The following is a 26,859-nucleotide window of genomic DNA, read 5'->3' on the forward strand; positions in this document are numbered from 1 at the left end:
AAACATTCACTATGTTTCAATCATCACCGGTAACTCTTTATTTAAGGTTTGTTCAACTTATTGCTTGTTAGACTACCTTTCTTTTAAGTAACAAAACAACTTGATAAAAACCCGACTAATTACGTAAAACGATTTGCGTGTCCTTGCATTAGTATCTCCCTAAAATTCTTTCGGAGAATATTTAAAATGCAAATTCACATTAATCCTTTAAAAATTTCTTCTCCTGATTATGAAGCAACAAAAAGTCATTCGTCCCCAACAAACGTCACCAAAGAGACCATAGTTCAAAGTCTCACTAGTAATTTGAAAAGTGCAGTGACGGCTTTACGTCTACCGACAGAACCGGTCATTCGTAACCAAATCCAGTCCCCAAAGACACCAGGCAATGCCACCGTTATGGCAGAAGGTGCCGGAAAACGAAACATTACATTAAAACAATTTGAAAATGGTAGTGTCAGCCTGGAACTGAATCGTCCCCCCTTAACCAGCCTGGTACTCAGTGGCGGAGGAGCTAAAGGCGCCGCCTACCCCGGCGCTATCAAGGCATTAGAAGAACAAGGAATGTTAAAAGGCATCCGCACTATGTCAGGCTCTTCTGCGGGCGGAATCACTGCCGCGTTATTGGCTTCGGGTATGGATGCTGCGGGCTTTAAAAAACTCTCTGATGACATGGACCTCATTTCCTTGCTAGATAAACCCAACAGCAAAGCACAATTAAACCCGCCTCCCATCACCCGCTCTGGTAAAAAGTTTGCGGGTCCTTTTGGCGCAGTAGGGAAACTGGTTGACCTGCTTTATAAGTTACTTCCGCGTATACAGTCCAAGGCTGTACCACTGGAAAAAGTTATCCGCCAGGAATCCGCTAAATCGATGTTAAAACAGATAGCTGCCCATCCAGAGCTTTCCAATAAAGCTGACATTATGTCCATCCGCGATCGACTCAACAACGGAGGTGGAGTGACATTTAAGGATTTAGATATTCTGAGTAAACACATTCCCGAGATAAAAGCATTAAACATTACCGGAACTGCAATGTTTGATGGCAAACCACAAATGGTCGTTTTCAGCTCAACACTCACTCCTTACATGGAAATTGCGCGGGCTGCCCACATTTCAGGCTCTTTCCCTATCGTATTTTCCAAACCTGAAGAACACAGTCAACCTTTCCAGTCAGAACAAGAAATTACCCAATTCCAGGACGGAGGAGTGATGCTAAACGTACCTGTTCCTGAGATGATTAATCCACATCATCAACACTCCCCTATTCGGCAAAATGACAACTTGATCCTGGAATTTGAAGGAGAGAAGGTAGCGGTACCAGACAAAGGTAGTCTTGGTTCGACAATAGTGGACTGGATCGTAGGTGCCCCAGTCACCGCCAGAAGCGCACTACAGGCCAACGAGCTGAAAGCATACAAAGAACAAACAATCACAGTTCCTCTAAAAACAGAGATGGGTGATTTCAGCGATACGCTCAGCGGTACGTTGAATTTCACCATGAGCGGGGAAATCAAAAACCAGCTACAAGAAAAGTTGGATTCCGCCGTCACAGAACACTTGCAGAATCGGCAACAACAAATAGAACATCACCGTTTTGATAACCTGGAACAAGCATTGCTATCTCTGGATGATGAAATGTTCTCTGCTGTTGCGACACAATCCAGAGAGACAACCTCAAACATTGCTCAATTCCGTACGGAAGCCCGGGAAGCATTGTCTGAATTAGCTGCTGCGATTATCAGTGAAGAGAACGATCACAAGTTAACCATAACCCCATTCATGCAATCTGCATTACAGAAGTTGGATGCCTTAGCGACAACTCCTGAACGTAAAGCATGGATTGCAGGAGAATTGAATCAGAGTGATAACCCAATATTCCAGCGATTACTCAGTGCCAGTGCCGGGAAAAAAATTGACTCATCTGTATTAGGACAAGCCCAGACAGAAGCAAGGCGCAGAGATATCGCCAATATTGCGTTGAATATTACACGTGAAGTCGTTTATCCATCATTATTCCGGATGGGACAACCTGCCTCTAACATCGCACTACTACGTAAAGTCGAACACAGCCTTGCCAGAGCAACGACTGCCGAGCAAGTCAATCAGGCACTGACAGAGCTGGCGGATAATTATGGCGCAAGAATGAAACCTTGGAAAAAACCGTTCTCTTCAACAACAGTAGAACTGGCTAAGGCTTGGATGATCAAAACAGTATAGGAATAGAATATGTTACAAGAATGGTTAAAAAAATATCAGCTAGAGTTGCCTTTAGCAGGAGAAACACTGCGCATCAAAAACAAGCAAAGTCCCGATGTCTTGCTAGAAAGATTTGATGAGAATTATTTACTGGCAGTAAAATTGGGTGATTATCCAGGTAAAGTTCTGCAAGGCGTCATGCTGCAATTATTGCAAGTGAATAATCCCTTTTCAGCTTTATACCCTGTACGGCTAACTGCTGATGTTGCTGGGGATTTACTGCTATGGTTACCGCTTTCCACAGAAGCAACAGAAGACGAATGTGACTCTGCTTATTATAAATTACTTGACGGCCATCAAGCTCTAAGTCCTATGCTAAATCCACCTGACGACGATATCACTAAACCTTCAGAGATGATGTTTGTTTAACGTAGTAAATGCAATATATCCTATGGATTTCAAGATGTATCGCGGCGGCAAGAGAACGCATCCCCAGGAGCATAGATAACTAGGTGACCGGGGTGAGTGAACGCAGTCAACAAAGCAACTTGAAAAATAACAGGTATATACTTTTAATCAATTAATATTCAGTGGTTCATTACAATAATTGACGTATTCTGAACCACCCATACATTACTTGAATAATAAAGGAGAAAATTTAAGTCTGGATAATAAGATTGGTTCATGACTCACTGCCTATTTTGTAATAACAGCATGAATATGAATAGTGCTTATTATTCATAGGCATGTCATTCACAAGAATAGCCTGCGACAATTATACATACTGGGATAGGCTTTAAGAATACAAAACCGACAGGTACTTGTTTTTATGAAAAAAATTTATCACTTCTCATCTGTCGTTTATAAAACGTGAAAATAATACTATTATTCAGACAGGGATAATGTACCTGCCAGAAGAAAAACATTTTAATCAAAAAGCGTTGCAACTCACCATCCAGTTAAGTACGTAAAATTATTCTTCCTGTCTATTGCAGGTAGTAAAACCAAACAAAACATATATTTAATATCAATAAGAATAACGTTATTTATATTTTTTTAAGACAACATCAATAGATCCAGGACAATAAAATGAATGGCATCACAACATCAGGGAAAGGAATGGACATCACTCTATTCCAGAGTAGCATGCCTGCCTTCAACGTTATAGAGCATCATCAGGAAGGAATATATATCCTGCTCGAAGGTGAAATGACATGGCAGGACAACACCAATAGCTACGATATCTCCCATAACGAGCTGCTTTTTGTTCGTCGTGGCAGTTATGTGGCAAAAACTCGCAGTGATACTTGTAAGCTACTTTGGTTGCCCCTAAGTACACCTTTTCTTCACGGTTTTCTGCAACGTTTTGGTACTCTACTTAGTGAAGTCGAGCGACACAATGTACCCGCACCCGAATTGATTGCATTTACCTCATCACCTCTATTGTCTCAAAGTATTAACGGACTGGTCGATTTATTAGCTCATGATTACCCTGCCGCCTTGGGTCAGCTAAGAATGGAAGAATTGCTATTGCTGATGGCATTCGGGGAGCAAGGTGCATTGCTCATGTCAGTATTACGACAATTGAGCAATCGTCAGGTAGAACGTTTGCAGATCTTTATGGAAACTCACTACCTCAAAGAGTGGAAGCTCAGCGAATTCGCTAAGGAATTCGGCATGGGGCTAACCACTTTCAAGGAATTGTTCCGTTCGGTATACGGAATATCACCACGGGCCTGGATCAGTGAACGCCGTATTCTCTATGCGCACCAATTACTACTCAATAGCGAGATGAGTATTGTTGATATTTCTATGGAAGCTGGATTCTCCAGCCAATCCTACTTTACTCAAAGCTACCGGCGACGTTTCGATTGCACACCCAGTCGGGCCAGGTATGGCAAAGAGTAACGATTGGCTAAAATAATCTGACGTTTTTTACAAGTTAACAAGTGGCCTGACAGATAAAATAAAGCCATTTCTAATTTAATCGATAAGAGTGACTAGCAGCAAGATGAGCATAGCATGAGCCAGCAAGACCATAATCAGACTCGAACCAGCATGTTTCTTGGCCGCAAAATCTCTGTCATGCAGTCTGGGATTCCACGCCGGGATCAGTTGCTCGGAAAATCACAGTCAGTCCAATATCAGAATACAGGCATTATCAATAGCCAGCAGTCTGTTTTGTTACAACGTCTCTTACCAAGACGCCGTTTGGAAAGCTTGATGAAATCGGTCTGGTTTCGCAGACGATTAAATTGTGGGCAAACTTTAAGACGTGATGAACTACAACAGCTAATCAGAACAGCAGCAAAACCAGAGTGTGACTGGAATCTAGTACTGGGTGACCACATTAATCTAGCAGACAAGTGTCTCTTACAACACTGGGTACTACAGCCACTGTTTAACTGGTGGTTACGACTGTTAGAACCAGAAATTGAACTCTGGTTCACCGAACTTGAACAATTGCAGATTCAAGAACGACAATTACATGCTAAAGCACACTTTTGGCAGCAAGCTGAAAACGTACCGCCTCAATGCCGGGAACAACATCAGCAAGAGGTTATATCCTTACAAGCAGCGCTCAACCAACGCAAACATCAGTTAGAAAAACAGCTGGTTACAACTGAAACTCATGCCCGCGAAGCGTGGCCAAATTGGTTTATTGGGCTAGATGCACTCCAGTCCGAAGGCAACCTGATGGCTTTTATGCCCGTTCCAGAAGCATTGTCATCATGCTGGGCTTGGTTAACCGCCATAGAATATGACTCCAGGGCGGCCAACCATTTGCAACAATGGCTCTGTGCTCGGGCTTTATGTCTACCACAGGATAGTTTTCACTGGCAATCGACGATGGCCTAATCATTTAGAGGAAGCATGCAAACTCTACTCAACTATTTGGCCAGTCGCTTGGGCCGGAAACCTTTTGTTCCCGATAGACAAGGGCACTATCATCTGCACATTGATAACTACAACCTGTTTCTGCGCCAACAGGGGACCGAACTTGTATTATCCAGCCCACTAAACTGGCGTCATAACCTAAAAGATCCGTCAAGTACTGAATCACTAAAAATATTGCTTCAACAAGTCACTCGATGGGGACGCTATGCGCCCCAAGCCATCGTCCTGGATGAATCAGAGAATCTTATTCTGGAAGCACGCCTTGCTCACGACAATCTGGATGTTCAAATACTGGAACAGATGATAGGCATACATATCGATCTCCTGGAACAGGTAATAACTTTATTATCAGAAACTCAATCGGCTCCGCAATGGAAACAGGTAATATGGCAGCCATGAAACAGTTCCAACGGCTGTGCCGTTATTTACTGTTATCGTTGAGTATCAGCACGATGATGCTCTCCTCTGCGTTTAGCCAGGATCTAGACTGGTTGCCTACGCCTTATGACTATCTGGCTAAAGGAGAAAGTTTACGGGATGTACTGGTTAATTTTGGTGCTAACTACGAAGCATCAGTGATTGTCAGTGATAAGGTGACTGATCAGGTTAGTGGCCATTTCGAACATGAAGGGCCTCAGGAATTCCTGCAACATTTATCCTCTCTCTATAATCTGGTCTGGTACTACGATGGAAGTGTGCTTTATGTATTCAAAAATAGCGAAATACAATCGCGTCTCCTTAAGCTTGAGCAGACCAACGCAACAGAGTTAAAACAGGTTTTAAAACGTGCTGGCATCTGGGAGTCACGTTTTGGCTGGCGTCCTGACTCAAACAACCAACTGGTTTATGTATCTGGTCCTCCGCGCTATCTCGAGCTGGTCGATCAGACCGCATCTGCACTGGAGCAGCAGTCACTACTCCGTAGCGAAAAAACCGGCGCATTAACAATAGAAATTTTCCCACTTAAATATGCCTCAGTTGTCGATCGCAAGATCCAGTATCGTGATACTAATATCGAAGCACCCGGCATCGCTACTATCCTCTCCCGTTTGCTTAGTGATGCCAACGTGACAACTGTCACTGGTGAAACGTCATCATCTGCGGGAGGAAGCCACTCAAGTCGTGCTGTCATACAAGCAGAACCCTCTCTAAATGCAATCATTGTACGGGATAATCCTGAAAGGATGTCTATGTATGCACATTTGATCAACGCCCTGGATAAGCCATCAGCGCGTATTGAAGTTGCCCTCTCCATCGTTGACATCAATGCTGACAATCTTTCAGAGTTGGGTGTTGACTGGCAGGTAGGTATCAATACCGGACCACGTCATATCATTGATATTACAACCTCAGCCAGAGAAAAGGAGAAGAACGGGGGAAAGGGCGAAAGCATCGGTTCAACTGCATTGGGTAGTTTAGTTGACCGCCGTGGTCTGGATTATCTGCTAGCCAAAATAACCTTGTTGGAAAGCAAAGGTAGTGCTCAGGTAGTCTCCCGCCCGACACTGCTCACTCAGGAGAACACGCAGGCAGTTATTGACCACAATGAAACCTATTACGTAAAAATTGAAGGTGAACGGGTTGCGGAGCTTAAGAGTCTTACCTATGGCACCATGCTACGCATGACTCCCAGAGTCATCAAAATAGGCGATACCCCTGAAATCAGTTTAAACCTGCATATTGAGGATGGTAATCAGAAGCCGAACAGTTCAGGTTTAGGTGGCATTCCTACCATTAACCGAACCATCGTCGATACAGTTGCCCGGGTTGGGCATGGTCAAAGCCTGCTGATCGGCGGCATCTACCGTGATGAGATGAGTGAAACTGTACGCAAGGTGCCATTTTTAGGAGATATACCTTACCTAGGCGCCTTGTTCCGTACTACCACTGAGCAAGTTAGACGATCAGTACGACTGTTCATTATTGAGCCACGCCTAATTGATAGTGGAATCGCCAATTATCTGGCTCTGGGGAACGGTCAAGATCTACGTACCGGATTACTGGCGACACAAGATATCTCTAATCAGAGCATTTCCCTGAGTAAAGCACTGAGTAGTGCACAATGCCAACCATTATCCTCAGCTCGTCAAATGCAAGAAACATTACGGCAAGCGGGTAAAAGCTCATTTCTGACTTCATGCCGAATGGGTAACGTTTATGGGTGGCGAATCATCGAACAGCAATGTTCACTTAAGGATACCTGGTGTGTTCGTGCACAAAACAAGGCGAACAAATGAGTTGGAAAATTCGCTTTTACCGCGGACTCAATAAAAGTATTGAGATCAATTTGGCTGAAGGGCGTTTAACCATCGGCTCAGACCCCTTACAAGCAGACATCGTTCTGGTAGATGAAGGCGTTGCCCCCGTGCACCTCATCTTAGAAGTAGAACCAGACTCAGTCCGCCTGTTGGAATGGGCGGGTGAAACAGCACCCAGTCAGAATGGCGAACTGCTGTCGCCAAATGCCTTATTGCAAGCGCTGGCCCGTCAGGAAGCCGGTCCATTGCTATGGGCTTTCTGCGACCAACAACATACCTTCCCCGACCAACTTGCCGAGCCGGTGATAACACCACACCAGCGCCCAGCCCGGCAAAATCGCAGCTGGGTTGCTGGCTGGATGTTAATATTTTGTCTGGTAGTCGCACTTGTTTTTCTGGCGTTACTTGGACATGAAGGATGGCAAAGAAGCAACATGTCCAATGGTATGGCCGAGCAAGAGCTACACCGTTTTATCAATGACGACTCAGCCTATCGTCAGGTTAGTGTGCAAATGATGCCTGATAATGGCCCTTTATTGATCAAGGGTTATGTGGATCGCAACCACCATCGGCTGGTACTACAACAATATCTTGATACTCACCCACTTAATTACCGCCTGGAGTTGCGTACCATGGAGGAACTCCTTCAGGGAGTAGATTTTATCTTACAGAAATTAGGTTATACCCAAATCCAAAGCAGCAATGGCAAACAACCTGGCTGGATCCGCCTTACCGGAGAATTAACTGATTCTGACCAAAACTGGAATGATATCGAATCATTACTTAAACGCGACGTTCCGGGCTTACTGGGTATAGAAAACCAAACAATGCAAACCGGTGGCCATCTCAAAAGACTAGATATGCTACTGGCTAAACATGATTTACCCCACACACTGACCTATCAGGATAAAAGTGATCGTATCGAGTTCACAGGCCAACTGGATGAACACCAAACTCACAGCTTCTACCGCTTACAGCAAATATTTAAACAAGAATTCGGCAACCGACCAGAACTGGTACTGCTAAACAACAACCGGCTAGCCCGCAATAATGATGAACTCAATTTCGATGTCCGGGCAGTTTCCCTGGGGCGTGTACCCTATGTGGTACTAAAAAACAACCTGCGCTACTCCGTCGGAGCAACAACAGAAAATGGTTTAAGGATCGAAGCAATCCGCAAGGATGCCATTGTCATTATCAAAGGTGAACAACAATTTATCATCAAACTTAACAGGAGCCCCGCTTTATGATGACATCCCTGGAGGCCCGACTGTTCGGTGCTGATCCCAATTATGTCAACGAACTTCAACACCGCCTCTCTCAGGCGCTAAACGATATCAAACAACGCTTGAGACATGGCGGCTCGGTACAAGAATACCAACAGTGGCAGTTGGAAGCTGAAGCCATCCAAGCTGCAATGACAATACTTAACACAATAGAAGGAAACAATCATGCCTGGACCTGATGCTAGCACTAAAATTTTTACTTCCGCAGATACAGTAAACACACTTGATAAGGTTGCTGGTCAATTAAGCGAACAAGCTAACGCAGCCAACAAAAACGTCAATAATGCAATCGTCGCTCTCAAAGATGGTCCTGATAACCCCGCATTACTGGCTGAATTGCAACACACGATTAACAAGTGGTCAGTCATTTACAACATTAACTCTACTGTCACCCGGTCCATGAAAGACCTGATGCAGGGTATATTACAGAAGATCTAATCATGACTCGTTCACTCAAAGGGCTACTGGCAGATATTGCTCTGGTTGGAAGCGGCCATCACTGCCATGACGAAGCCAATATTATTGCTGATTGGCTGATGTCAAGCGACGAAGGGCAAGAAGCCGCAAACCTGATTCGGCTCTCTTCTTTGACAAATCAAGGTAAATATCAACAAGCTTTAGATTTTGGCAGAGATCTACCCTGGCCTAATCTGGAACCTTGGTTAGCTTTGTGCGAATGGCGTCTGGGGCTAGCATCAGCTCTGGAGCAAAGACTGACGCGAATGGCAAGCAGTGATGATCCACAATTGCTCTCCTTTGTTGACGGCATGCGGGAACAGCTGTCTCATGAATAGGGTTGAAGGACCGACCTATAACACTGTGTCGCAACCAACGGCACAGCCTTCGGTCAGTTCTGGGCATCAGCACAGCTTCGAGCAAGCACTGGAAATCTTGCCCGATCAACAAATGCTGAAAGAACGACAGCAACGTTGGCTACAGGGAGAACCTCTGGAAAACGTTTTAGGCGACTTAGATCCAACAACACAGCACAAAACGCTCTGGCAGTGGTATCAGACATTATCATCTGACAGCCCCGCTTCCCAACGTGCTCAGTTAGAGACCAGGCTTATTGCCCCCGTACAAGAGCATCTGTGGTCGCAGTTTGGTCGCCTGACATTGCCAGTCAAGCCCCAACTGGATCTACCTGAGCTTAGAGCAATTGTCCGTGAATTCGCCCCTACAGGCCGACAACAAGAAACCGTACTACTTAAGGTACTTGGCAAGATTGAACCTATTTCTGGCAATGAGTACCTGAGTGACCTGATTCGACGTGAGTTGAAAACATTGATCCCCCGTAACGGTATGGTAGATAACCTATTACGAAACTCACACAAACTCGATTTGGAGGAATAATGGACCTACCACAGATAAGAGAAACACTGATAACCAACCTGGATGAACTTAACAAACTCCAGGCCAGTGCCGAAAATATTGCACGTTTTGAACATGCTATGTCCAATCAAGAGCAGGGACTCGGAAACGATCTAATCAATGAATTGGGTCAGATCAGACAACAACTCACTCAGGCTAAACAAGAGTTGGAAACACAACTAGCCGTCCCTGGCAGTGATCCCAATAGCCTGATGCAAATGCAGTGGTCCCTGATGCGCATCACTCTGCAAGAAGAGCTGATTGCCAAAACGGTAGGACGACTCAATCAAAACGTTGAAACTTTAATGAAAGCCCAGTGAGGAGTCGTGAATAAGCCCTATATAATCTGCGTTTTGCTCGCTGTCCTGATGCTAACTGGCTGTAAAATCGAACTCTACACCGGAGTTAGCCAAAAAGAAGGCAACGAAATGTTAGCCTTGCTCAGGGAAGCGGGCATTTCCTCTGATAAGCAGCCAGATAAAGATGGCAATATCAAGTTGCTGGTAGAAGAATCTGATGTCGCACAAGCTGTTGAGATACTCAAAAGTAAAGGGTATCCACGAGAAAACTTCTCTTCGCTACAAGATGTCTTCCCCAAAGATGGACTTATCTCCTCCCCGGTGGAAGAACGTGCGCGACTCAACTTCGCCAAAGCGCAAGAGATCGCCCGAACGCTTTCTGAGATCGACGGAGTACTCGTGGCACGAGTACATGTGGTCTTACCGGAAGAGCAAGACAGACTGGGTAAAAAATTATCGCCAGCTTCTTCTTCCGTGTTTATCAAACACGCTGCTGACGTTCAATTGGATACCTACATCCCGCAGATAAAGCAATTAGTCAATAACAGTATCGAAGGGCTGAGCTATGATCGTATCAGCGTTGTATTAGTTCCCGCAGCTGGCGTGCGCCAGGTGCCATTAGCACCAAGGTACACGACTTTATTCTCTATCCAGGTCACTGAAGAATCACAAGGCCGTCTGGTTGGACTTTTGGTTCTATTATTAGCCTTGCTATTTATCAGCAACCTGGCTCAGTTCCTGTGGCACCGAAGCAAGGTGCAGTAATGTCAACAGGATTAACGCCCTACCAGTTCAAATTCTGCCCTGCCAGTTATATCCATTCTGACCATCTGCCACCAGAATGGCTTTCAGTCCTGTCATGCCTTCCTGAATGGCGTAGCTCTCCCAGGATCAACAGGCTACTGTTAACGCAATTTAGTCTAAACGTAGACTATGAACTGCCAACCGGGTTGGGAAACATCGCCCTATTAGAGCAATCCTGTTTAGAGCAGATTCTGACCTGGCTGGGCGCCTTACTTCATGGACAAGCTATTCGCCATTGCCTGCTGGCAGCAGAGTTGCGCCATTTGCACAACTCGCTTGGGAAAGAGGGACATCGCTTCTGCTTAAAGTACCTCGATATCATCATCGGCAATTGGCCGACTGGTTGGCAACGTCCATTACCACCTACGATTACTGCGAACTATTTTCGTACCAGCGCATTACAATTTTGGCTAATGGCGATAAACCCCTTTCCGGTCGATTTCGCTAAGCGTTTGCGCCTGCGACTTCCTCCCCATGAAAACCACCCAGATTGGCCTGTCAGCCAGACAGAACGACTATTGGCACAAGCATTGTGTCTCAAATTAGCTAAACAGGTGAATATAGAATGTTACCTTTTATTAAAATAACAAAAGAACACCTTCAACTGTCTCCTGAACTTCTGATACTACGTAAAGCAGACTATCAAACCTGTCTCAGTGCTGAATCACTGCTTGATGCCGCTCGAGCCCAGGCGAAGGAAATTGAACGAGAAGCTCAAACAGTTTATGAGCAACAAAAAGAATTGGGTTGGCAGGCAGGTATTGATGCCGCTCGTGCAGAACAAGCCAGCCTGATTCATCAAACTCAGTTGCAATGCCAGCAATATTACCGACAAGTAGAACAACAAATGACCAACGTGGTATTACAGGCTGTACGAAAAATTCTGAAGAATTACGATCAGATTTCCCTTACCTTACAGGTAGTTCGAGAAGCACTTTCATTAGTCAGCAACCAAAAACAGGTCATCCTGCGAGTCAATCCTGAACAGGCCGCAACAGTGCGCGAACAGATATCTCGAGTACATAAAGACTTTCCTGAAATCGGCTATTTGGAAGTTACTGCTGATGCTCGCCTTGATCAGGGCGGTTGTATTCTGGAAACAGAAGTCGGAATCATTGATGCCAGCTTAGATAGCCAACTCGACGCACTTATGTCCGCGATTAATAGCAAATGGAAAAGTTAATGAAATACAAAAAACCCGCAACTAAGCGCGGGTTTTTTACTTATTAACAACTTTAACTACTCAGAATATTATCTTCATCGCTATCGTAAAGTCGCTAATATACCTGTTATCTTTCAAGTTGCTTCTTTGTTGGAGGCACTCACTCACCCCGGTCACATAGTTATCTATGCTCCCAGGGATTCGCTCCCTTGCCGTCGCGATGCATCTTGAAATCTATTGGGTATAGATTTAAGCAATTCAGTTAAATCAGGATAATACAATAACATTTACTGCTGATGGACCTTTAGCACCATTCTCAACAGAGAATGAGACTTCCTGACCTTCTTCCAATGTTTTGAAATTATTGCTCTGAATTGCAGAATAATGGACAAAAACATCCTTGCTACCATTTTTGGGAGCAATAAATCCAAAACCTTTATCGTTATTAAACCATTTTACTGAACCAGTCATTGTATTAGACATAGAATTTTCCTTTAATTTTATTAAGTTGCCATAAGGCATATGAGGTCTGTTTTTCAGTTTTACTTATGGGTACTAATTAGAAGGAATTCGCAATGAAGTGGTATCAGGGATAACGCTAAATGGTGAACTGCTTTAACTTTCTTTTTCATAAATAGGTCTGTACTTCCAAACCAGTGGCGCTATTAAATCACATTGATTGGTTATTAGCAAATCTTAATTTCATTTATTTTTTCCTGGTGGGTGTTCCCCTTTATCCTAAATTTCGGCTTTACCAATATTACATGCTTTACCATAACTAACTCATTATAAAAGTTTTTATCCACAATCTCTATTTGCCGGGATTACGGCACTGATTTGAATTTAAAAATTTCCCCCCACGCCCTAATCAGGCTACAATTCATAGCCTGAAATTAATGAAAACAAAGTCAACATCCATAAGTCTTTAAATAACCATCGCAGTTAACGAGCTGTAATACCTTAGAATACGGGAAAAACTGAGTACCGTTATTGATAACTTTTCCTTTAATAGCACGACATTGTGCTGAAATAGAGCAAAAACCATCTCCGATTTTCGCGATGAATACATCACAAGTCTGGGAAGCACCAGATATACCCCACTGCGCAATAGCGTGATATTATTTACCCTACAATATCACAATGAATTAAATATGAATTTAATTAAATATTAACCAGATAGATTAATATGCATAATTACCGTTCAAACGACATAGAAATTTATTTTTCAATCAAATCAACATATTCTAAAATCTAAATAATTCAAGATATAAAACTAAACCATTCAAAGAATAAAATATTAAAGTTAATTGTGATTAACATTTAGGTTCAAAGATAAAATGTTATTCTTATTAATTATTACTGAAAGTAACTATTAATTCAATTTGATCTTATAGAATAAATTTAAAAGTCATAATAATTAATTCCAGCATTAAACAGTAACCTAATTACAAAAATATTATGCTTCAAACAAACTCATTAATAGTAAAAGTAACTAAACCATTCCCTAAAATTGCATTCTTTTAATGAGAAATAAATCAATAAAATATGAACATGAGTTATTCATTACCTTGAAATTCAGCCGTTTTGAACTATATTTATTTTAGCTGCTTTTAATTATGAAAAAATTTAATTTTATGAGGAGTTAAAAATGATCGAAAATTTCACTTGGAACCCTAATATATCCCAAACATACACTAAAAAATACGGAACACAAACCATAAAACTACCACCATCCAACTCCTTTGATAAAGAGGATGATACTAATTTCACAATGGAAGCTCTAGATGAAATATTAACGTTACAAAATGACTCTGATAAAATATCTATCTATTGGCCAATATTTCATAAAAATGAATCTGACAACGGTAAAATATTCAACCTGGATATATCCGCAGGAACATTAAAAGTAGACTATACATCAGAGAATAGGAATCATACAGTTGCTTATTTAGGTTGTGCTGAAAACGCTAGTTTTAATCTCAAAGATTCAGGTATATTAAAAATCATAAATCCAGGAACTGTATTTATATTTATCGATTATGTCACTCTAGATAAAAACAAGTATCCTAAATTAACTATGTCAGGAAACAGCCAGTTTGAAATAAGACAAATAAAGAAAATACAGCCAAACTCTCCTGCGTTTATTTTTTTGGCTGGTGATATTTTTCTTCATGGGTCATCTGAATTTATTCTTGAAAGTAGTGATCTCTACTTGGGAGATGGAAATTTCAATTATTGTAATATAAACATATATAATGACTCAAAAGTACATTTATTTAATGACGGTATAATGTTAAGAAATGGCATAGACAGAGAAAAGACAAAATTCAATCTCAATGCTGGCGCTCCATTATTAAATATATCATCTCTTAATGGAATAAATTTTCCAATTGATCTTGATAATGTAAAATATCCTGAAGGTTTATTCCATTTCGTTACTACAGAAGGAGAAAATAAAGGCCAGATTATAATTGACATCCCAAGTCCGGACACTAAGGATACTAAATTTGTAGATAAGATATTTAGTGAAAATCTTATAGCCCTCAATGAGAAAACAAGCAGTAAAGAATATTTTAACATTAGCTATGGAACTGTAATCCGTCAAGGTAATCAAATTACAACTATAAAAATATCACTCAAATCAGAATATCAATCACCTCATAAAGTAAATATAAAAAATGCGTAGTAACTCAGAATTGATTTTCATATTTATGGTACAATATCGAATAAGGTATTGTACCGTTCAACATAAATAATGTAAATTTATAATATTCTACCCCCATTAATAATACTGATATTATACCAAAACAGACTCCCAGTGACATCTATTAATGCCAAACATCTTCCCTTCTTATCAAATTATTTTTACTACTCATTTTGATAGATTAAAAATATTGTGAATTTATCCCAAAATGTTAGAAAGAACTCACACAAAGAAACTATTTTTATAGAAGAGTTGTTGTAAATTAGTTAATGTACATTATTATCTGGATGACCGTGGCAAAAAAAGACTACGACTGGAAAATTCAATTGGCAAAGAGCCAAGAATCCTCTGTTGAGTAGTTACACATGAACATCACGAATTAGATATATTAACATATAAATCTAATCGTTATATTAGATAACCTAAATTTACAATTATTTTATCAAGGATAATAAATGAATCAACTTTTCAAAAAGTATATAAAATTGACAATCCAAAATAGGGAGATATCAACATCAATCAAATAACTCAAAGCCTGCCTAGATAATACTATTATGAAAAAATTCTTTATTAAATCACAATTTGATTAGAGAAAAATGAAAAGTCTGAGCCCTATCCAAGTATAAAACTCAGACTTTAATGGCCGCTTAAATTTAAATTTCCCAAGTTTTTGGAATCAATTCATGAAGCGTACCTTTGACAAAAGATTAAAAATCATCTAACTTTATATTTATTTATATTTGTATATTGTCAGAGCAATAGGTTTATCTCCTGAAGGATCTGGGGTAAACATCAATACCTTATTCCCACCACCACCATTATCACCTCTAGCCAATACTGCATTTTTGTAACTAAATGAAGAACCAACGTAATATTTGACTAAATTTCCATCACTCCCTGTATCCTGAAACACCCAGATGTTTTGAGAATCACTTTCATCATCTGGCTGAGTAGTATATAAAAGTATATCATTATGATGAGTGGTGCTATTTGCAAATGGAATTAATGTATTTCGGTAATTAATGCTTTGATTAATATCTGGTGGTATGACATTGCCTCCAATGCTCGCTTGCATATCACATGATAGAGCATTGTTGATCTCTCTAACAGTTGTTGATTTTATCGAGTCAAGAATTTTCTGAGCGTCAACATTACCTATTTCTTCTCTCATTTCATTCACCTATATTATTAATAAATTAAAAGGTATAATAAGATTTTGAATAACACCAATCTTTGCATTCAAAAACACAATATAAATTCAAAATTAATTAAATCGATGAACTAATCTCTGAGCACCTCCTTGAATTTTAATTTTATTTCTAGTAATAAACTTTCTCTTCTATCCCACTAAAGCGTTACCATTTTTATTTATCATGTTACGTTGTTAATTAAATATAGCCAAAGTTCTACGCCTTTCCACTAAATTTTAAAATTATTTCATGACATCTTACCCATTTTCACACTAAAACATTAAAAACCACAAAATAATTTACATCAAAAAACAAAATCAGTTAATTATTCCTATCTGAATGCCAACAAACAATATAAGACAGAATAATATCATGCTCATGTTTATTATTATTTCATAAGAGAATTAACCATCCTAAAATCATCACACTCAGGTGTATTCGCAATTAATTTTGAGATTATTGCAGTATTTACAATGCATTATAATACTCAGCATATGATTCCATAATAAAATCCCCTTCGGAGAATCACTTCATTTGACAATTGATAATAAATCACATGTGAATTAGAAATTTTCTTTTTTGAGATTTAAATCACATACAGGCAAACCGATTAGTTCAATCAGCTATCTTAATTGTCTATATAACAAGCAATAAGATAATAACAGACTACTGAAATGCACAGTAAGCCTACTTAGCACAGACTTATCCAATAAAACAAACAAATTAAACTTCCAATGAAGATCTTTGGCAGAAGATAATAAAACGATATATACCTGTTATCTTTCAAGTTGCCTCTTTGTTAGCTACACTCACTCACCCCAGTCACAGAGTTATCTATGCTCCCGGGGATGCGTTCTATTGCCGCCGCGCTGCAATTTGAAATCTATTGGGTATATATAAAGAAATAATTGAAATATTTTTATCAAAAACAGGAAAAAATGCTGATATCAAGTTTCATTCAGAAATAAAAAAACCTCAACAAAATAGGCTGAAATTATCTTGAAACCCACCAATTTTAAACTATATTTACATTAACTCACATTTGTTTAATTACAAATTAATATCAATAACCAAAAGGATAGAACAATGAACGAAAAATTTATCTGGGCCCCTGATGAAGATCAATCATACAGTCATAAACATGGCACCCAGGCTATTAACCCAATAAACTCATTCAATAAATCTTTTCATTCCATATTTACAATGGATGCAGGAGAAAATACATTAACACTGTGTTTTAATGAAAACGATAATCCTGACTACTACAAAATTTTCTGGCCTATTCAACAATTGACTGCTCAAGAAAATACAGAGAAAACCTTGGGTAAAATAATAAACATATCGTCAGGTAATTTTAAAATACAAGGAAACAAAGAAAAATACGTTAATTTTTATTTAAATTATAATACTTTCAATAAATATAGAATAAATTTACAAAACTCAAGCACCTTTGAAATAATGAAGGCAAACACTGTAAGAATAGCAGGCATCAAAAAACCAGAAGAACCCGCAGTAACTCTGTCAGGAAAGAGCCGTTTTACTATCGATACAGAAAAGAAAGAACAAAAAAGTGGAGAGACAGAAGGTATTATTTCACTAAATTGTTATTTCTCTACTACTGAATCCTCGATAGCTATGCTTAAAAGTCATCATATTCATATAGATGGTGGCAGTATTATTTTACAAGATAATGCACAGGTGTTTATAAGTGCTCAAAGATTAGAGATAAAAACTGATTTGGATGAAAAAGGTGACCCTTTATCTAACACAAATTTCATCCTAAAAGCCGGAACGACTTCATTAAATCTCAACTCCCTGGATGGTATCTACTTCCCATTAGATATTCACAGAGAAGATTATCCTAAAGGTGTGCTCAATTTCATAGCTGAAGGAAAAAAGAATACAGGAAAAGTCGTCATTGATGTTGCACTAAAAGATGCTAATGCCTATGGACTTAATACAATGCTCCGCAAAAATTTCACGGCAATTAATGGAACAATGGTAGAAACCGGAGACCAGATGAAATATTTTGATTTTAGTTATGGACAAGATACCCGCAATGGTAATCAAGTCGGAACAATAACTATTTCTCTTAGAAATCCTCTCCTAAAATTATCTTAGCAAATAGACTCAAGGTACGGCATTAAATACAATGCCGTACTTCTCAGTACCAACAGGTCATCACTACGTTATATACCCAATAGATTTCAAGATGGATCGCGACGGCAAGGGAGCGAATCCCCGGGCACATAGAGAATTATGTGACCGGGGTGAGTGAGTGCAGCCAAAAAAGAGGCAACTTGAAAGATAACAGGTATACACCTATAAGGCTAAAGTGAACCAAACCCATTAGAAGCCCCTCACACTTACCCATTTTCGCCCTTGCCCCCATTCGGCAACGCTTTCTATACTCCCAATCACCGCTTTCCCCTATCCTAAACTAAACGGTGAGGTTTTTCGGAGGCTAATTGATGAAGCAGGAAGTCAATCAACGACACCATGCCTCATCCGACAGCTACGGCTGGGATCGGATCTTAACTAACAGTCCGAAAATGATGGCCCTGTGCCATGATACAGCGAAAATTGCCCGTAGCCACGCCAGGGTATTGATTACCGGCGAAAGCGGTACCGGTAAGGAACTCATCGCTAAAGCCATTCATGATAACAGTCCGCGGGCTAAGGGGCCGTTCATCAAAATTAACTGTGGCGCTTTACCCGAGTCCTTACTGGAAAGTGAGTTGTTCGGCCATGAAAAAGGGGCGTTTACTGGCGCACAAATACAACGTCAGGGGCTATTTGAACGCGCCAATCAGGGCACCCTGCTACTTGATGAAGTGGGAGAAATGTCCCTCAATCTACAGGCCAAACTGCTACGCGTTTTACAAGAAAAAGAATTTGAACGCCTTGGAGGTAACCAAACCATTAAAACCGACATTCGTTTGATTGCAGCGACCAACCGTGATCTCGCTGCCATGGTGGAACGAGGAGAATTTCGTCAGGATCTTTTTTACCGCCTTAACGTCATTCATCTTTCACTCCCACCACTACGGGAACGTCCTGAGGATATCGCCCTGCTGGCTCATTATTTCCTGCAAAAATTCAGTGCAGAAAACAATAAAGAGACCATCGAATTAGATGCCGGTACCCTGTTAATCCTGGCGGCGTATCACTGGCCGGGTAATGTTCGGGAACTCTCTAATGCTCTTGAACGTGCCGTCATTATGAGTACGGGATCCGTTATTTTCCCCGACGATCTGCCAGAACATCTGTTATTCAAACCACCTTTATCTCTAAGTTTAAGTTCTGAACACCAACATACACTGGAACACGGTCACAGTCTGAAAGAAAGCATTAAAGCCTATGAACGCAAACTGATTAGTGCTGCGTTAGCAAACAATCAAGGTAATCGGTCACAGACCGCTCGGATGCTAGGGATAAGTCGCCGGGCGCTGATGTATAAACTTCAGGAATACCGTATCGACCCCAGAATAAATGGCCTTAACACCGATTAAGGCCAAACGCTGATTGAGCAGAAAAGCTGATTATCAGGCAATGACATTTCTATCATGCCAAAAAAAGATGAAACAAAACGTGCACACCTGTGCAAAATTTTGCACATCTCTTCCCTATTGCTCATATAACTCACAGAGTTGTCCTTCAGTCAGAGAAATACAATTCATTAAATTTCAATCAATTAAAAAAATATTTCATTTAAATCCAACGTGTTACGACGACTGGCATAACCATTGCTATTCCTGATATAAGTCAGCTTCTGTGCATCATATAAAGGAATAAATATGAAAAACAAATGCATTAGCATTCAGCAAGCCGCAAAGCTTTTTTATGATGGAATGACAATCATGGTGGGCGGTTTTATGGGCGTAGGCACACCTCCCCACTTAATCACCACATTACTAAACTCCGGTGTAAAAAATCTGACCGTGATTGCCAACGATACTGGCCGTATTGATATCGGCATTGGCCCTCTTGTGACTAATAACAGAGTGAAAAAAGTCATCACCTCACATATTGGCACTAATCCAGAAACTGGGCGCCAACTACTTGCTGGAGAAATAGAAGTAGAACTGGTTCCTTTGGGTACATTAATTGAACGTATTCGCTGCGGAGGAGCCGGTCTGGGTGGATTCCTGACACCAACCGGAGTGGGTACTATTGTCGAAGAGGGAAAACAAAAAATCACCCTCAACGGAACAGATTATTTGCTGGAACTTCCGCTACGCGCTGATCTTGCGTTAATTCAAGCTCATCTTGCCGATTATCAAGGAAACCTGACCTACCAGTTAAGCGCCCGAAATTTTAACCCGCTGATTGCCCTGGCAGCAGACATCACGATTGCCGAACCAGACACGCTGGTTGAAATCGGTGAGATTGCACCAGACTGCGTTATAACACCTGGCGCATTAATCGACTACATCGTTTATCCGGGAGAAAACCATAATGAATGCTAAACAACTTATTGCTCACCGCATTGCTCTCGAACTACAAGACGGCGACGTTGTCAACCTTGGCATCGGCATTCCCACGCAAGTCCCTAACTACCTGCCTGATCACATTCACATTACTCTCCAGTCAGAAAACGGTATTTTGGGACTTGGACCCATGACAGAAATACATCCCAATCTAGTCAACGCTGGCGGAAAACCTTGTGGTATCCTGCCCGGCGGTGCCATATTTGACAGTGCCCTTTCTTTTGCCATGATCCGCGGTGGTCACATAAACACCTGTGTTCTGGGTGGTCTTCAAGTTGACCAACATGCCAATCTGGCCAGCTGGATGATACCGGGGAAGATGGTATTAGGAATGGGAGGCGCAATGGATCTTGTCACTGGCGCCCGTAAAGTCATCATTGCAATGGAACACTGTACCAAAGATGGTTCTGCAAAGATCCTCAAGCAGTGTACGCTGCCACTTACCGCCATCAACAAAGTCAGCATGATTGTCACTGAACTGGGCGTCTTCTACTTTGAACAAGGCCAATTAATCCTGAAAGAACATGCGCCAAACGTCACACTAGAGGTTCTGCGGGAAAAAACCGACGCTGAATTTAGCATTGCTCATGACCTCAAAATCATGCCTATTCCGGTACAAGAGAACGGCGAATAATTAGCAATATCACCCGCTGGGTATATAAGCCATTATCTCACCGGCCCACCAATCATTGCCATGCTACTGACCATGGACGACACTATTATCCATCATTACTGTCACTTTAATTCCTGGTAACAGGAAATTATAGAAATTCGCATAGAGCAGAACTCAATGATATAAAAAACGTATTACTTAGAACAAATGAAATATATTTTCTCTTACTAAATATCCATGAAAAATATAAATAGCTTTGATATATTCCTGGTTGAAAATATGAAATTATTTATTTCCACCAATTATACAAAAATAGTTATCCATCTAAGTTATAAGAACATTTCATTATTTTCACCTCGAACTAAACTGTAATTAATGTGAATCTCAGAGAGTTATCTTTATAATAATCTAATATAAAACGGCATTATTTAATTTGAGGAGAATATATGAGTACTAAAAATGATTTTAAGGCGTTTTCTATTAGCAATAATGCTAACGTAGTAAGCCAGGAAAGATATGAAGAAGAGCAAAGTTTGAAAACTGGGTTTCCCCCAGAGCATATTACCACTCATGTGTTAAATAAAGCATTACGTCAATCGTCAACCATATCATCTGTCGTGGCTAGTTTTATAGAGACACAATCTGGCAACGATGTTTTAGATGATGGAAATATAGCCAAGCTCACCACTCAATTAAATAAAGCCTTAGAACAAAAGATTACAACAGAAGTTCCCAGTGCTTCATTAACTCAGAAAGGAAGAATTCAACTCACAGACAAATTAGGCAACAGTAATTCACTTGCAGTCACTCAGAAACTTGTTTCTGATGTCAATGATAATGCTAACAACAGACTAGCAAAAAACCAAAATGGCGCAGACATTCCTGATAAAAATGCATTTGTGAAAAACCTCGGTCTAGTTGAGGCCGTTAATGCCGTGCCGAATAGTAGAAAAATTAACGGTAAGGCATTGACCGGGGATGTCATTCTGAATGCCGGGGATGTGGGAGCATTTAAGCTCGGATTAACAGAAAGATACACTGTTAATAATCAAGTTCCCTGGAACGCAAACACAGGGTTATATGATTTGCTCAACCCTGGAATAGATTCTTCGCATATCGCTCATTTCAATAATGGCATTGGAAGTTGCCCGGCTTTTCAATTGAAAGTGCAATACAGAAATGGAGGGATTGCTTATCGCTCTGCCCGTGATAGTTATGGTTTTGAGGAGGATTGGACTTATATTTACACAACAAAACATAAACCGACTGCGGCGGATATCGGAGCATATACAAAAACTGAAGGATCTGAATTTATCCAGCCAAAATATGTGACTCAAGAGAATATAACTGATTTTACAGCATGGATAAAATCATTGCCGCAGGGCGGTCATGCATTCAGATTTAGCGATAATCATGGTGGTATTGGCTATCCCTGGTCAGGCGGCTATATAACAAGAATGCATGATATATGGGCAGGATTTGTCGCGAATTATAACTATTCCGGTATTAGCTTTATCCACGGAAATGATGGGGGCGGAAATACAAAAGTTAGCCAACTTTGGACAGATAAAAATGCACACCCCGACGCTAACGGCATTCTTAGAAGAGCCAGTCCAGTTGTAGATATTCATCCAGACGGAACTTACGAGTTAACCAGTGAAGCTGAGGGAATAATTGTTAAGCGTGTAGATACCGGAAAATATCGTATCAGCGGCTGCAACGGTTTCGCCAAAGATGGAGCATGGGGAATTCACGGTGGCACTGTCATTCCAGCCGACAGTAACGGGTTAAATCTTATTTGGGTTCGTGAATCAGTAGACACATCCAACGGTGATATAACCGTCGAATGTTACCACCGTCAAAATACCGACGCGCCAGAATTTGCTCAAAATAAGCGTGTCAAAAGCGTAACTGCCACAGGAGAAGTCATTTATTACAATGATGGTGAACCATGCGATATTCCAGACGGAAGAGTAATCAATATTCGCGTGCAACTACCGGAGAAATCATAATAATATAATCAGGGCTATATAGCCCTGTAATAAAATCTCGGTATTCCTACCCAGGAAAAATAAAAGCTGTGTATACCTGTTATCTTTCAAGTTGCCCTTTGTTGGCTGCACTCACTCACCCCGGTCACATCGTTATCTATACCCTTCATCTTTCAAGCTACTGCTTTGTTGGCTGCGTTCACTTACCCCAGTCACATAGTTATCTATGCTCCTGGGGATGCGTGCTCTTGCCGCCGCTCTGCAACTTGAAATCTATTGGGTATATGCTCCCGGGGATTCGCTCCCTTGCCGCCGCGATCCATCTTGAAATCTATTGGGTATAAATATGTATTACCCAAAAAATAAACATTCTCATTGATATAATGCCAAGTGAAAAATCACACTATTTCACTTGGCAGATAACAACCCACAATTCCCTATTCTTACTTCGACACCTCCAGCTATCCAACATCAGGAACTTACAAGGTATCTACTGTTCAGTAATACTCTGTATTTCTTCGACTCCAGTAAAACAGCTTCTTCTATTTTTGGCTTTTAAGCGTATTCTTATTAATCATTATTCTGCTCTTACTATGTAATTAAAGGCAATATTGCGGGGACGGGTCTCGTGCTCACCATTCATTCCAATAGATTTTCCTTCCCCTAACCCCCCTCGATAGCTCGCTCCTCCAGTCAGACTACCGCGCACGGGATCTGTATTCTCAAGAGTTTGACTCGGGCTATCCGTTGTCGAAATGCTGTGATTATGCCTTTTAAACGCATCAGCCTGAGCGCTCAATAAATTACGTCCAATATCGACGCCACGCCCATCATCCCATCCGCGGATAAACTCACCTCTTAAATCGGGTAATCTCCCATCAGGATAAGCTTCAGCTAATTTTGGGTATTGTAATTTATTAAAAGCTGAACCGTTACAAGTGAAATAGCCAATAGGTGGATAAGACAACGGCCACGGAATAGGAGAGCCGACAGGAACTTCACCGGCTATTTTAATCCTATTATTTATCTCCTCACGGGTATATTCACGTAATGAACCTATTACCTCCTGAATAAGCTTTTGTGTAACCGCCAATGTGTCACTATTACCAATCACATTTGTCAGTTGGACAACACCTTTTTGTGTTAATGAAGCGGGGGGAATATCTGTTGTAATCTTTTGTTCTAAAGCTTTATTTAATTGGATGGTGAGTTTAGCTATATTTCCGTCATCCAGAACATCATTACCGGATCGCGTTGCAATAAATTCAGCCACGACAGATGATATGGTTGACGATTGACGCAATACTTTATTTAACAAATGAGTGGAGACATTATCTGATGGAAATCCAGTCTGCAAACCCTGGTTTTCTTCATATTTTTCTTGGCTTATTACATTCGCATTATTACTAATAGAAAAAGCCTTAAAATCATTCTTGTGACTCATGTACTTTCTCCTGAAATTAAACAATGTTCTTTATAATCAATATACTTAATTATTACAAATAACAATACCCTGCAATTCACACTAATTAAAGTCTAGTTCAGAAAAAAATAATATAGTATTCCTATTGCTTATAAAGTTAAACGTTTTTATATAATTGGTAGTAATAAGTCATCCAATATTTTGGAATCGAAAATATAAACAGCGGGAAACACAAAAGAAGGCCACCTGCTGCCTGCCGAATACACCAAACAATGACAAAAATTTCGTTCACGTAATGATTTTGCCCGTTTTACCTTCAGAGACATTCTGATGCATATTTAAAGCACTGGCCGAGGAAATGGAAAATAAGCGGCTATCGCTGTGGGCAATAAGGGCCAAACGGCCCTATTATTATGCTGCCCTGACAATGTAGTTAAATGCGACATTACTAGGGCGATTCTCTGAGGCTACAGGAACAACCCTTGACGCCTCGAATCCAAAGCCATATGGAGTATCCGGGCTAAAATTATTAACCGATTTGAAACTGCCATCTGTCGCTATTCCAACAACCTGACTAGCATAAAAAGCCCCTCTGGTTGCCAAATGATAGTTTGGGGCTATCGTGCTGGCGAATGAACCCTGAATATTTCGAATAGCATCTCCCTGATGAGTTAGAATTCTACGGTTCTTATCAATACCCCGGCCATCATCCCAACCTCGAATAAATTCCCCTCTTAAATCGGGTAATTTACCATCAGGATAAGCTTCTGCTAATTTCGGAAATTTCGACTGATCAAAGACTGAACCATTACACTGCAACCACCCGGCAGGCGGTATGGTAGTCGGCCAGGGAACCGGAACACCTACAGGGATGTTAGAGATATCTGAAATTTTCTGTTCTAAAGCCCTATTTAATTGTTCAGTGAGTTTAGTTATATCGCCATCATCCAAAACATCATCGCCAGATTGTTCCTTAATAAAATTAGCCACCACAGAAGCCATTGTCGATGATTGACGTAATTCCTTATTTAATACAGGAATAGAAATATTCTCTGGTGGAAACCCTGCCTGCAAACTTTGACTTTCTTCATATTTTTCTTGGCTAATTATACTAGCATCATTGCTAATAGAAAAAGCTTTAAAATCATTCTTTTGATTCATATACCTTTATATGAACGCATCCCGTTTGCAAGGCTTCCATTGTTCTGACATTGACTGGTAGGTTGCAGCTTTATATCCGGCTTTATTGCAACCTGACAGCTGCGAGCCCCTATGTCATTCGCCGACTCACGCCTTATTTCCTTAGCGAGCTTTAAGCTCAAGGCCATATTCAGGTTTAGCGAGTCCCGGTCTTACCTGTCTTTGTCATCACGCTGGCCGCCAGAGCAACCTTTCAGCATTCACCCTTTTTAAGCGTTAATGTTTATCGGTATCAGCGATTAATACGGTCTGATACTGACATGATTCTTATCATATTTACGGTCATGGGCTGCTATCGCCCACACTGTCCGCGCCAGCTTGTTCGCCATCGCCACGACAGCTACACTGGTCGGGCGTCGTTTCTTCAGCTCTGTAATCCATGGACCCGGTTCCTTCTCCAGTAATGCCGCCGCCCTTGCTCCGTGGATAAATAATGTCCGGAGGGAGGTATCGCCACGTTTGCTTATCCCCAGCAGGCGAACTTTTCCTCCTGAACCGGTCTGTTTCGGCACCAGGCCAACATACGCCGCGAACTCCCGCCCTGATTTGAACGCTGAGGCTTCACCCATGGTCGCAACGGCTGCCGTGGCGATGAGCGGTCCCACGCCGGGGATTTCCATCAACCGCTTACTGGTTTCATTCTGGTGCGCCACACTGTTAAGCTGTTTTTCAAGGCCATTTATCAGTGAATCCAGCTCACTCAGCCTGTTGTACTGGTCTTCCAGCACCGTGAGGAGATACGGCGGCAGTTTCGTCTTCATCCGCTCCAGGGCTGCCGGTAACTCCCTGTCCATCGCTGCCCGGCCTTTGTGGATGGTTTCACCAAATTCCAGCAGTGTCCCGTGCAGGGCGTTAATCTGTGCTGTCCGGAACCTCACCAGTTGTCTGCGCGAACGGTGCAGAACTAGCACCGACTGCTGCTCTTCGGTTTTTACTGCTATCGCCTTACCGGGTTGCTGTACTGCCATCCAGAT

General features: G+C 41.2%; 25 protein-coding genes and 1 pseudogene. 21 read left to right on the plus strand and 5 right to left on the minus strand.

The annotated features are described in order from the left end of the window. Positions 1 to 186: 186 nt before the first annotated feature. The 15 genes from BO26_RS10725 to BO26_RS10795 all read left to right on the plus strand — a co-directional run bounded on the left by BO26_RS10725 (position 187) and on the right by BO26_RS10795 (position 12,295). Complete coding sequence (locus tag BO26_RS10725; RefSeq protein WP_036771273.1) at positions 187 to 2,217, plus strand: patatin-like phospholipase family protein; 2,031 nt, start codon at positions 187 to 189, stop codon at positions 2,215 to 2,217. Between the two features lie 9 nt (positions 2,218 to 2,226). Beyond that, positions 2,227 to 2,625: a type III secretion system chaperone family protein gene (locus tag BO26_RS10730; protein WP_036771274.1), complete on the plus strand. Its 399-nt coding sequence runs from the start codon at positions 2,227 to 2,229 to the stop codon at positions 2,623 to 2,625. Positions 2,626 to 3,285: 660 nt separating this feature from the next. Continuing rightward, positions 3,286 to 4,104, plus strand: a complete 819-nt coding sequence (locus BO26_RS10735; RefSeq protein WP_036771275.1) for a helix-turn-helix transcriptional regulator — start codon at positions 3,286 to 3,288, stop codon at positions 4,102 to 4,104. Between the two features lie 114 nt (positions 4,105 to 4,218). Further along, complete coding sequence (locus BO26_RS10740; protein ID WP_036771276.1) at positions 4,219 to 5,055, plus strand: T3SS regulon anti-activator ExsD domain-containing protein; 837 nt, start codon at positions 4,219 to 4,221, stop codon at positions 5,053 to 5,055. A gap of 15 nt (positions 5,056 to 5,070) precedes the next feature. Continuing rightward, the gene (locus tag BO26_RS10745; RefSeq protein ID WP_036771277.1) at positions 5,071 to 5,493 is read left to right on the plus strand and encodes a YscB family type III secretion system chaperone; all 423 of its coding nucleotides are present in this window, start codon (positions 5,071 to 5,073) and stop codon (positions 5,491 to 5,493) included. Further along, entirely contained in the window at positions 5,481 to 7,331 is a 1,851-nt protein-coding gene (gene sctC, locus BO26_RS10750) for a type III secretion system outer membrane ring subunit SctC (protein WP_036771278.1), read from the plus strand. Before BO26_RS10745 ends, sctC begins: the two co-directional genes overlap by 13 nt. Continuing rightward, the gene (gene sctD / locus BO26_RS10755; protein ID WP_036771280.1) at positions 7,328 to 8,602 is read left to right on the plus strand and encodes a type III secretion system inner membrane ring subunit SctD; all 1,275 of its coding nucleotides are present in this window, start codon (positions 7,328 to 7,330) and stop codon (positions 8,600 to 8,602) included. Before sctC ends, sctD begins: the two co-directional genes overlap by 4 nt. Continuing rightward, the gene (locus BO26_RS10760; protein WP_036771281.1) at positions 8,599 to 8,817 is read left to right on the plus strand and encodes an EscE/YscE/SsaE family type III secretion system needle protein co-chaperone; all 219 of its coding nucleotides are present in this window, start codon (positions 8,599 to 8,601) and stop codon (positions 8,815 to 8,817) included. Before sctD ends, BO26_RS10760 begins: the two co-directional genes overlap by 4 nt. After that, on the plus strand, positions 8,804 to 9,076 hold the full coding sequence (gene sctF / locus BO26_RS10765; RefSeq protein ID WP_051690947.1) for a type III secretion system needle filament subunit SctF: 273 nt from the start codon (positions 8,804 to 8,806) through the stop codon (positions 9,074 to 9,076). The genes BO26_RS10760 and sctF overlap by 14 nt, the downstream gene beginning before the upstream one ends. A 2-nt stretch (positions 9,077 to 9,078) precedes the next feature. Beyond that, positions 9,079 to 9,432, plus strand: a complete 354-nt coding sequence (locus tag BO26_RS10770) for a YscG family type III secretion system chaperone (RefSeq protein ID WP_081861890.1) — start codon at positions 9,079 to 9,081, stop codon at positions 9,430 to 9,432. Next, positions 9,425 to 9,991, plus strand: coding sequence for a YopR family T3SS polymerization control protein (locus tag BO26_RS10775; protein ID WP_036771283.1), 567 nt, complete (start codon positions 9,425 to 9,427; stop codon positions 9,989 to 9,991). The genes BO26_RS10770 and BO26_RS10775 overlap by 8 nt, the downstream gene beginning before the upstream one ends. Next, on the plus strand, positions 9,991 to 10,329 hold the full coding sequence (gene sctI, locus BO26_RS10780) for a type III secretion system inner rod subunit SctI (protein ID WP_036771284.1): 339 nt from the start codon (positions 9,991 to 9,993) through the stop codon (positions 10,327 to 10,329). Before BO26_RS10775 ends, sctI begins: the two co-directional genes overlap by 1 nt. Positions 10,330 to 10,335: 6 nt before the next feature. Continuing rightward, on the plus strand, positions 10,336 to 11,073 hold the full coding sequence (sctJ, locus tag BO26_RS10785) for a type III secretion system inner membrane ring lipoprotein SctJ (protein ID WP_081861891.1): 738 nt from the start codon (positions 10,336 to 10,338) through the stop codon (positions 11,071 to 11,073). Then, entirely contained in the window at positions 11,073 to 11,699 is a 627-nt protein-coding gene (locus BO26_RS10790; protein ID WP_036771285.1) for a Yop proteins translocation protein K, read from the plus strand. The genes sctJ and BO26_RS10790 overlap by 1 nt, the downstream gene beginning before the upstream one ends. Then, positions 11,678 to 12,295, plus strand: a complete 618-nt coding sequence (locus BO26_RS10795) for an HrpE/YscL family type III secretion apparatus protein (protein WP_036771286.1) — start codon at positions 11,678 to 11,680, stop codon at positions 12,293 to 12,295. Before BO26_RS10790 ends, BO26_RS10795 begins: the two co-directional genes overlap by 22 nt. A 246-nt stretch (positions 12,296 to 12,541) precedes the next feature. Here the strand turns inward: BO26_RS10795 and cspE are convergent, their stop codons facing one another. Then, complete coding sequence (cspE, locus tag BO26_RS10800) at positions 12,542 to 12,757, minus strand: transcription antiterminator/RNA stability regulator CspE (protein WP_036771287.1); 216 nt, start codon at positions 12,755 to 12,757, stop codon at positions 12,542 to 12,544. Positions 12,758 to 13,922: 1,165 nt separating this feature from the next. Between cspE and BO26_RS10805 the strand changes: the two genes are divergently transcribed. After that, positions 13,923 to 14,960 (plus strand): hypothetical protein, encoded by a 1,038-nt coding sequence (locus tag BO26_RS10805; RefSeq protein ID WP_051690948.1) that lies wholly within the window; start codon positions 13,923 to 13,925, stop codon positions 14,958 to 14,960. 748 nt (positions 14,961 to 15,708) lie between these two features. Here the strand turns inward: BO26_RS10805 and BO26_RS10810 are convergent. Further along, on the minus strand, positions 15,709 to 16,149 hold the full coding sequence (locus BO26_RS10810) for a hypothetical protein (protein WP_036771288.1): 441 nt from the start codon (positions 16,147 to 16,149) through the stop codon (positions 15,709 to 15,711). 1,105 nt (positions 16,150 to 17,254) lie between these two features. Here BO26_RS10810 and BO26_RS10815 point away from each other — a divergent pair. The 5 genes and pseudogenes from BO26_RS10815 (at position 17,255) to BO26_RS10835 (ending at position 23,283) form a co-directional block, all read left to right on the plus strand. Continuing rightward, positions 17,255 to 18,289 (plus strand): hypothetical protein, encoded by a 1,035-nt coding sequence (locus BO26_RS10815; protein ID WP_036771290.1) that lies wholly within the window; start codon positions 17,255 to 17,257, stop codon positions 18,287 to 18,289. A 350-nt stretch (positions 18,290 to 18,639) separates the two neighbouring features. Next, positions 18,640 to 19,680, plus strand: a pseudogene (locus BO26_RS10820) (sigma 54-interacting transcriptional regulator); the annotation flags it as partial. Positions 19,681 to 19,965: 285 nt separating this feature from the next. Beyond that, entirely contained in the window at positions 19,966 to 20,637 is a 672-nt protein-coding gene (gene atoD, locus BO26_RS10825; RefSeq protein WP_036771294.1) for an acetate CoA-transferase subunit alpha, read from the plus strand. Further along, positions 20,627 to 21,292, plus strand: a complete 666-nt coding sequence (locus BO26_RS10830; RefSeq protein WP_036771295.1) for a CoA transferase subunit B — start codon at positions 20,627 to 20,629, stop codon at positions 21,290 to 21,292. The genes atoD and BO26_RS10830 overlap by 11 nt, the downstream gene beginning before the upstream one ends. Positions 21,293 to 21,717: 425 nt before the next feature. Next, complete coding sequence (locus tag BO26_RS10835; protein WP_036771297.1) at positions 21,718 to 23,283, plus strand: phage tail protein; 1,566 nt, start codon at positions 21,718 to 21,720, stop codon at positions 23,281 to 23,283. A 556-nt stretch (positions 23,284 to 23,839) separates the two neighbouring features. Here BO26_RS10835 and BO26_RS10840 read toward each other — a convergent pair. The 3 genes from BO26_RS10840 to BO26_RS10850 form a co-directional block, all read right to left on the minus strand. Beyond that, a complete protein-coding gene (locus BO26_RS10840; protein WP_036771298.1) occupies positions 23,840 to 24,706 on the minus strand; it encodes a tail fiber protein in 867 nt (288 codons plus the stop codon). A gap of 390 nt (positions 24,707 to 25,096) precedes the next feature. After that, positions 25,097 to 25,846 carry a phage tail protein gene (locus BO26_RS10845; protein WP_036771299.1) on the minus strand — a complete coding sequence of 250 codons (750 nt, stop codon included), beginning with the start codon at positions 25,844 to 25,846 and terminating at the stop codon, positions 25,097 to 25,099. Between the two features lie 278 nt (positions 25,847 to 26,124). Continuing rightward, positions 26,125 to 26,859, minus strand: a 735-nt coding sequence (locus BO26_RS10850) for an IS110 family RNA-guided transposase (protein ID WP_036771305.1), incomplete at its 5' end; no start/stop codon positions are given.

The sequence above is a fragment of the Photorhabdus australis DSM 17609 genome (assembly GCF_000711895.1).
GTDB lineage: Bacteria > Pseudomonadota > Gammaproteobacteria > Enterobacterales > Enterobacteriaceae > Photorhabdus > Photorhabdus australis.

Coding starts and splice junctions, on each gene's coding strand:
- BO26_RS10840 (WP_036771298.1), bottom strand. CDS start 24,706: ATGAGTCACAAGAATGATTTTAAGGCTTTTTCTATTAGTAATAATGCG.
- BO26_RS10775 (WP_036771283.1), top strand. CDS start 9,425: ATGAATAGGGTTGAAGGACCGACCTATAACACTGTGTCGCAACCAACG.
- sctI (WP_036771284.1), top strand. CDS start 9,991: ATGGACCTACCACAGATAAGAGAAACACTGATAACCAACCTGGATGAA.
- BO26_RS10835 (WP_036771297.1), top strand. CDS start 21,718: ATGAGTACTAAAAATGATTTTAAGGCGTTTTCTATTAGCAATAATGCT.
- sctD (WP_036771280.1), top strand. CDS start 7,328: ATGAGTTGGAAAATTCGCTTTTACCGCGGACTCAATAAAAGTATTGAG.
- sctF (WP_051690947.1), top strand. CDS start 8,804: ATGCCTGGACCTGATGCTAGCACTAAAATTTTTACTTCCGCAGATACA.
- BO26_RS10740 (WP_036771276.1), top strand. CDS start 4,219: ATGAGCCAGCAAGACCATAATCAGACTCGAACCAGCATGTTTCTTGGC.
- BO26_RS10745 (WP_036771277.1), top strand. CDS start 5,071: ATGCAAACTCTACTCAACTATTTGGCCAGTCGCTTGGGCCGGAAACCT.
- BO26_RS10735 (WP_036771275.1), top strand. CDS start 3,286: ATGAATGGCATCACAACATCAGGGAAAGGAATGGACATCACTCTATTC.
- atoD (WP_036771294.1), top strand. CDS start 19,966: ATGAAAAACAAATGCATTAGCATTCAGCAAGCCGCAAAGCTTTTTTAT.
- sctC (WP_036771278.1), top strand. CDS start 5,481: ATGGCAGCCATGAAACAGTTCCAACGGCTGTGCCGTTATTTACTGTTA.
- BO26_RS10810 (WP_036771288.1), bottom strand. CDS start 16,149: ATGAGAGAAGAAATAGGTAATGTTGACGCTCAGAAAATTCTTGACTCG.
- BO26_RS10805 (WP_051690948.1), top strand. CDS start 13,923: ATGATCGAAAATTTCACTTGGAACCCTAATATATCCCAAACATACACT.
- BO26_RS10760 (WP_036771281.1), top strand. CDS start 8,599: ATGATGACATCCCTGGAGGCCCGACTGTTCGGTGCTGATCCCAATTAT.
- BO26_RS10790 (WP_036771285.1), top strand. CDS start 11,073: ATGTCAACAGGATTAACGCCCTACCAGTTCAAATTCTGCCCTGCCAGT.
- BO26_RS10845 (WP_036771299.1), bottom strand. CDS start 25,846: ATGAATCAAAAGAATGATTTTAAAGCTTTTTCTATTAGCAATGATGCT.
- BO26_RS10815 (WP_036771290.1), top strand. CDS start 17,255: ATGAACGAAAAATTTATCTGGGCCCCTGATGAAGATCAATCATACAGT.
- cspE (WP_036771287.1), bottom strand. CDS start 12,757: ATGTCTAATACAATGACTGGTTCAGTAAAATGGTTTAATAACGATAAA.
- BO26_RS10795 (WP_036771286.1), top strand. CDS start 11,678: ATGTTACCTTTTATTAAAATAACAAAAGAACACCTTCAACTGTCTCCT.
- BO26_RS10830 (WP_036771295.1), top strand. CDS start 20,627: ATGAATGCTAAACAACTTATTGCTCACCGCATTGCTCTCGAACTACAA.
- BO26_RS10725 (WP_036771273.1), top strand. CDS start 187: ATGCAAATTCACATTAATCCTTTAAAAATTTCTTCTCCTGATTATGAA.
- BO26_RS10730 (WP_036771274.1), top strand. CDS start 2,227: ATGTTACAAGAATGGTTAAAAAAATATCAGCTAGAGTTGCCTTTAGCA.
- BO26_RS10770 (WP_081861890.1), top strand. CDS start 9,079: ATGACTCGTTCACTCAAAGGGCTACTGGCAGATATTGCTCTGGTTGGA.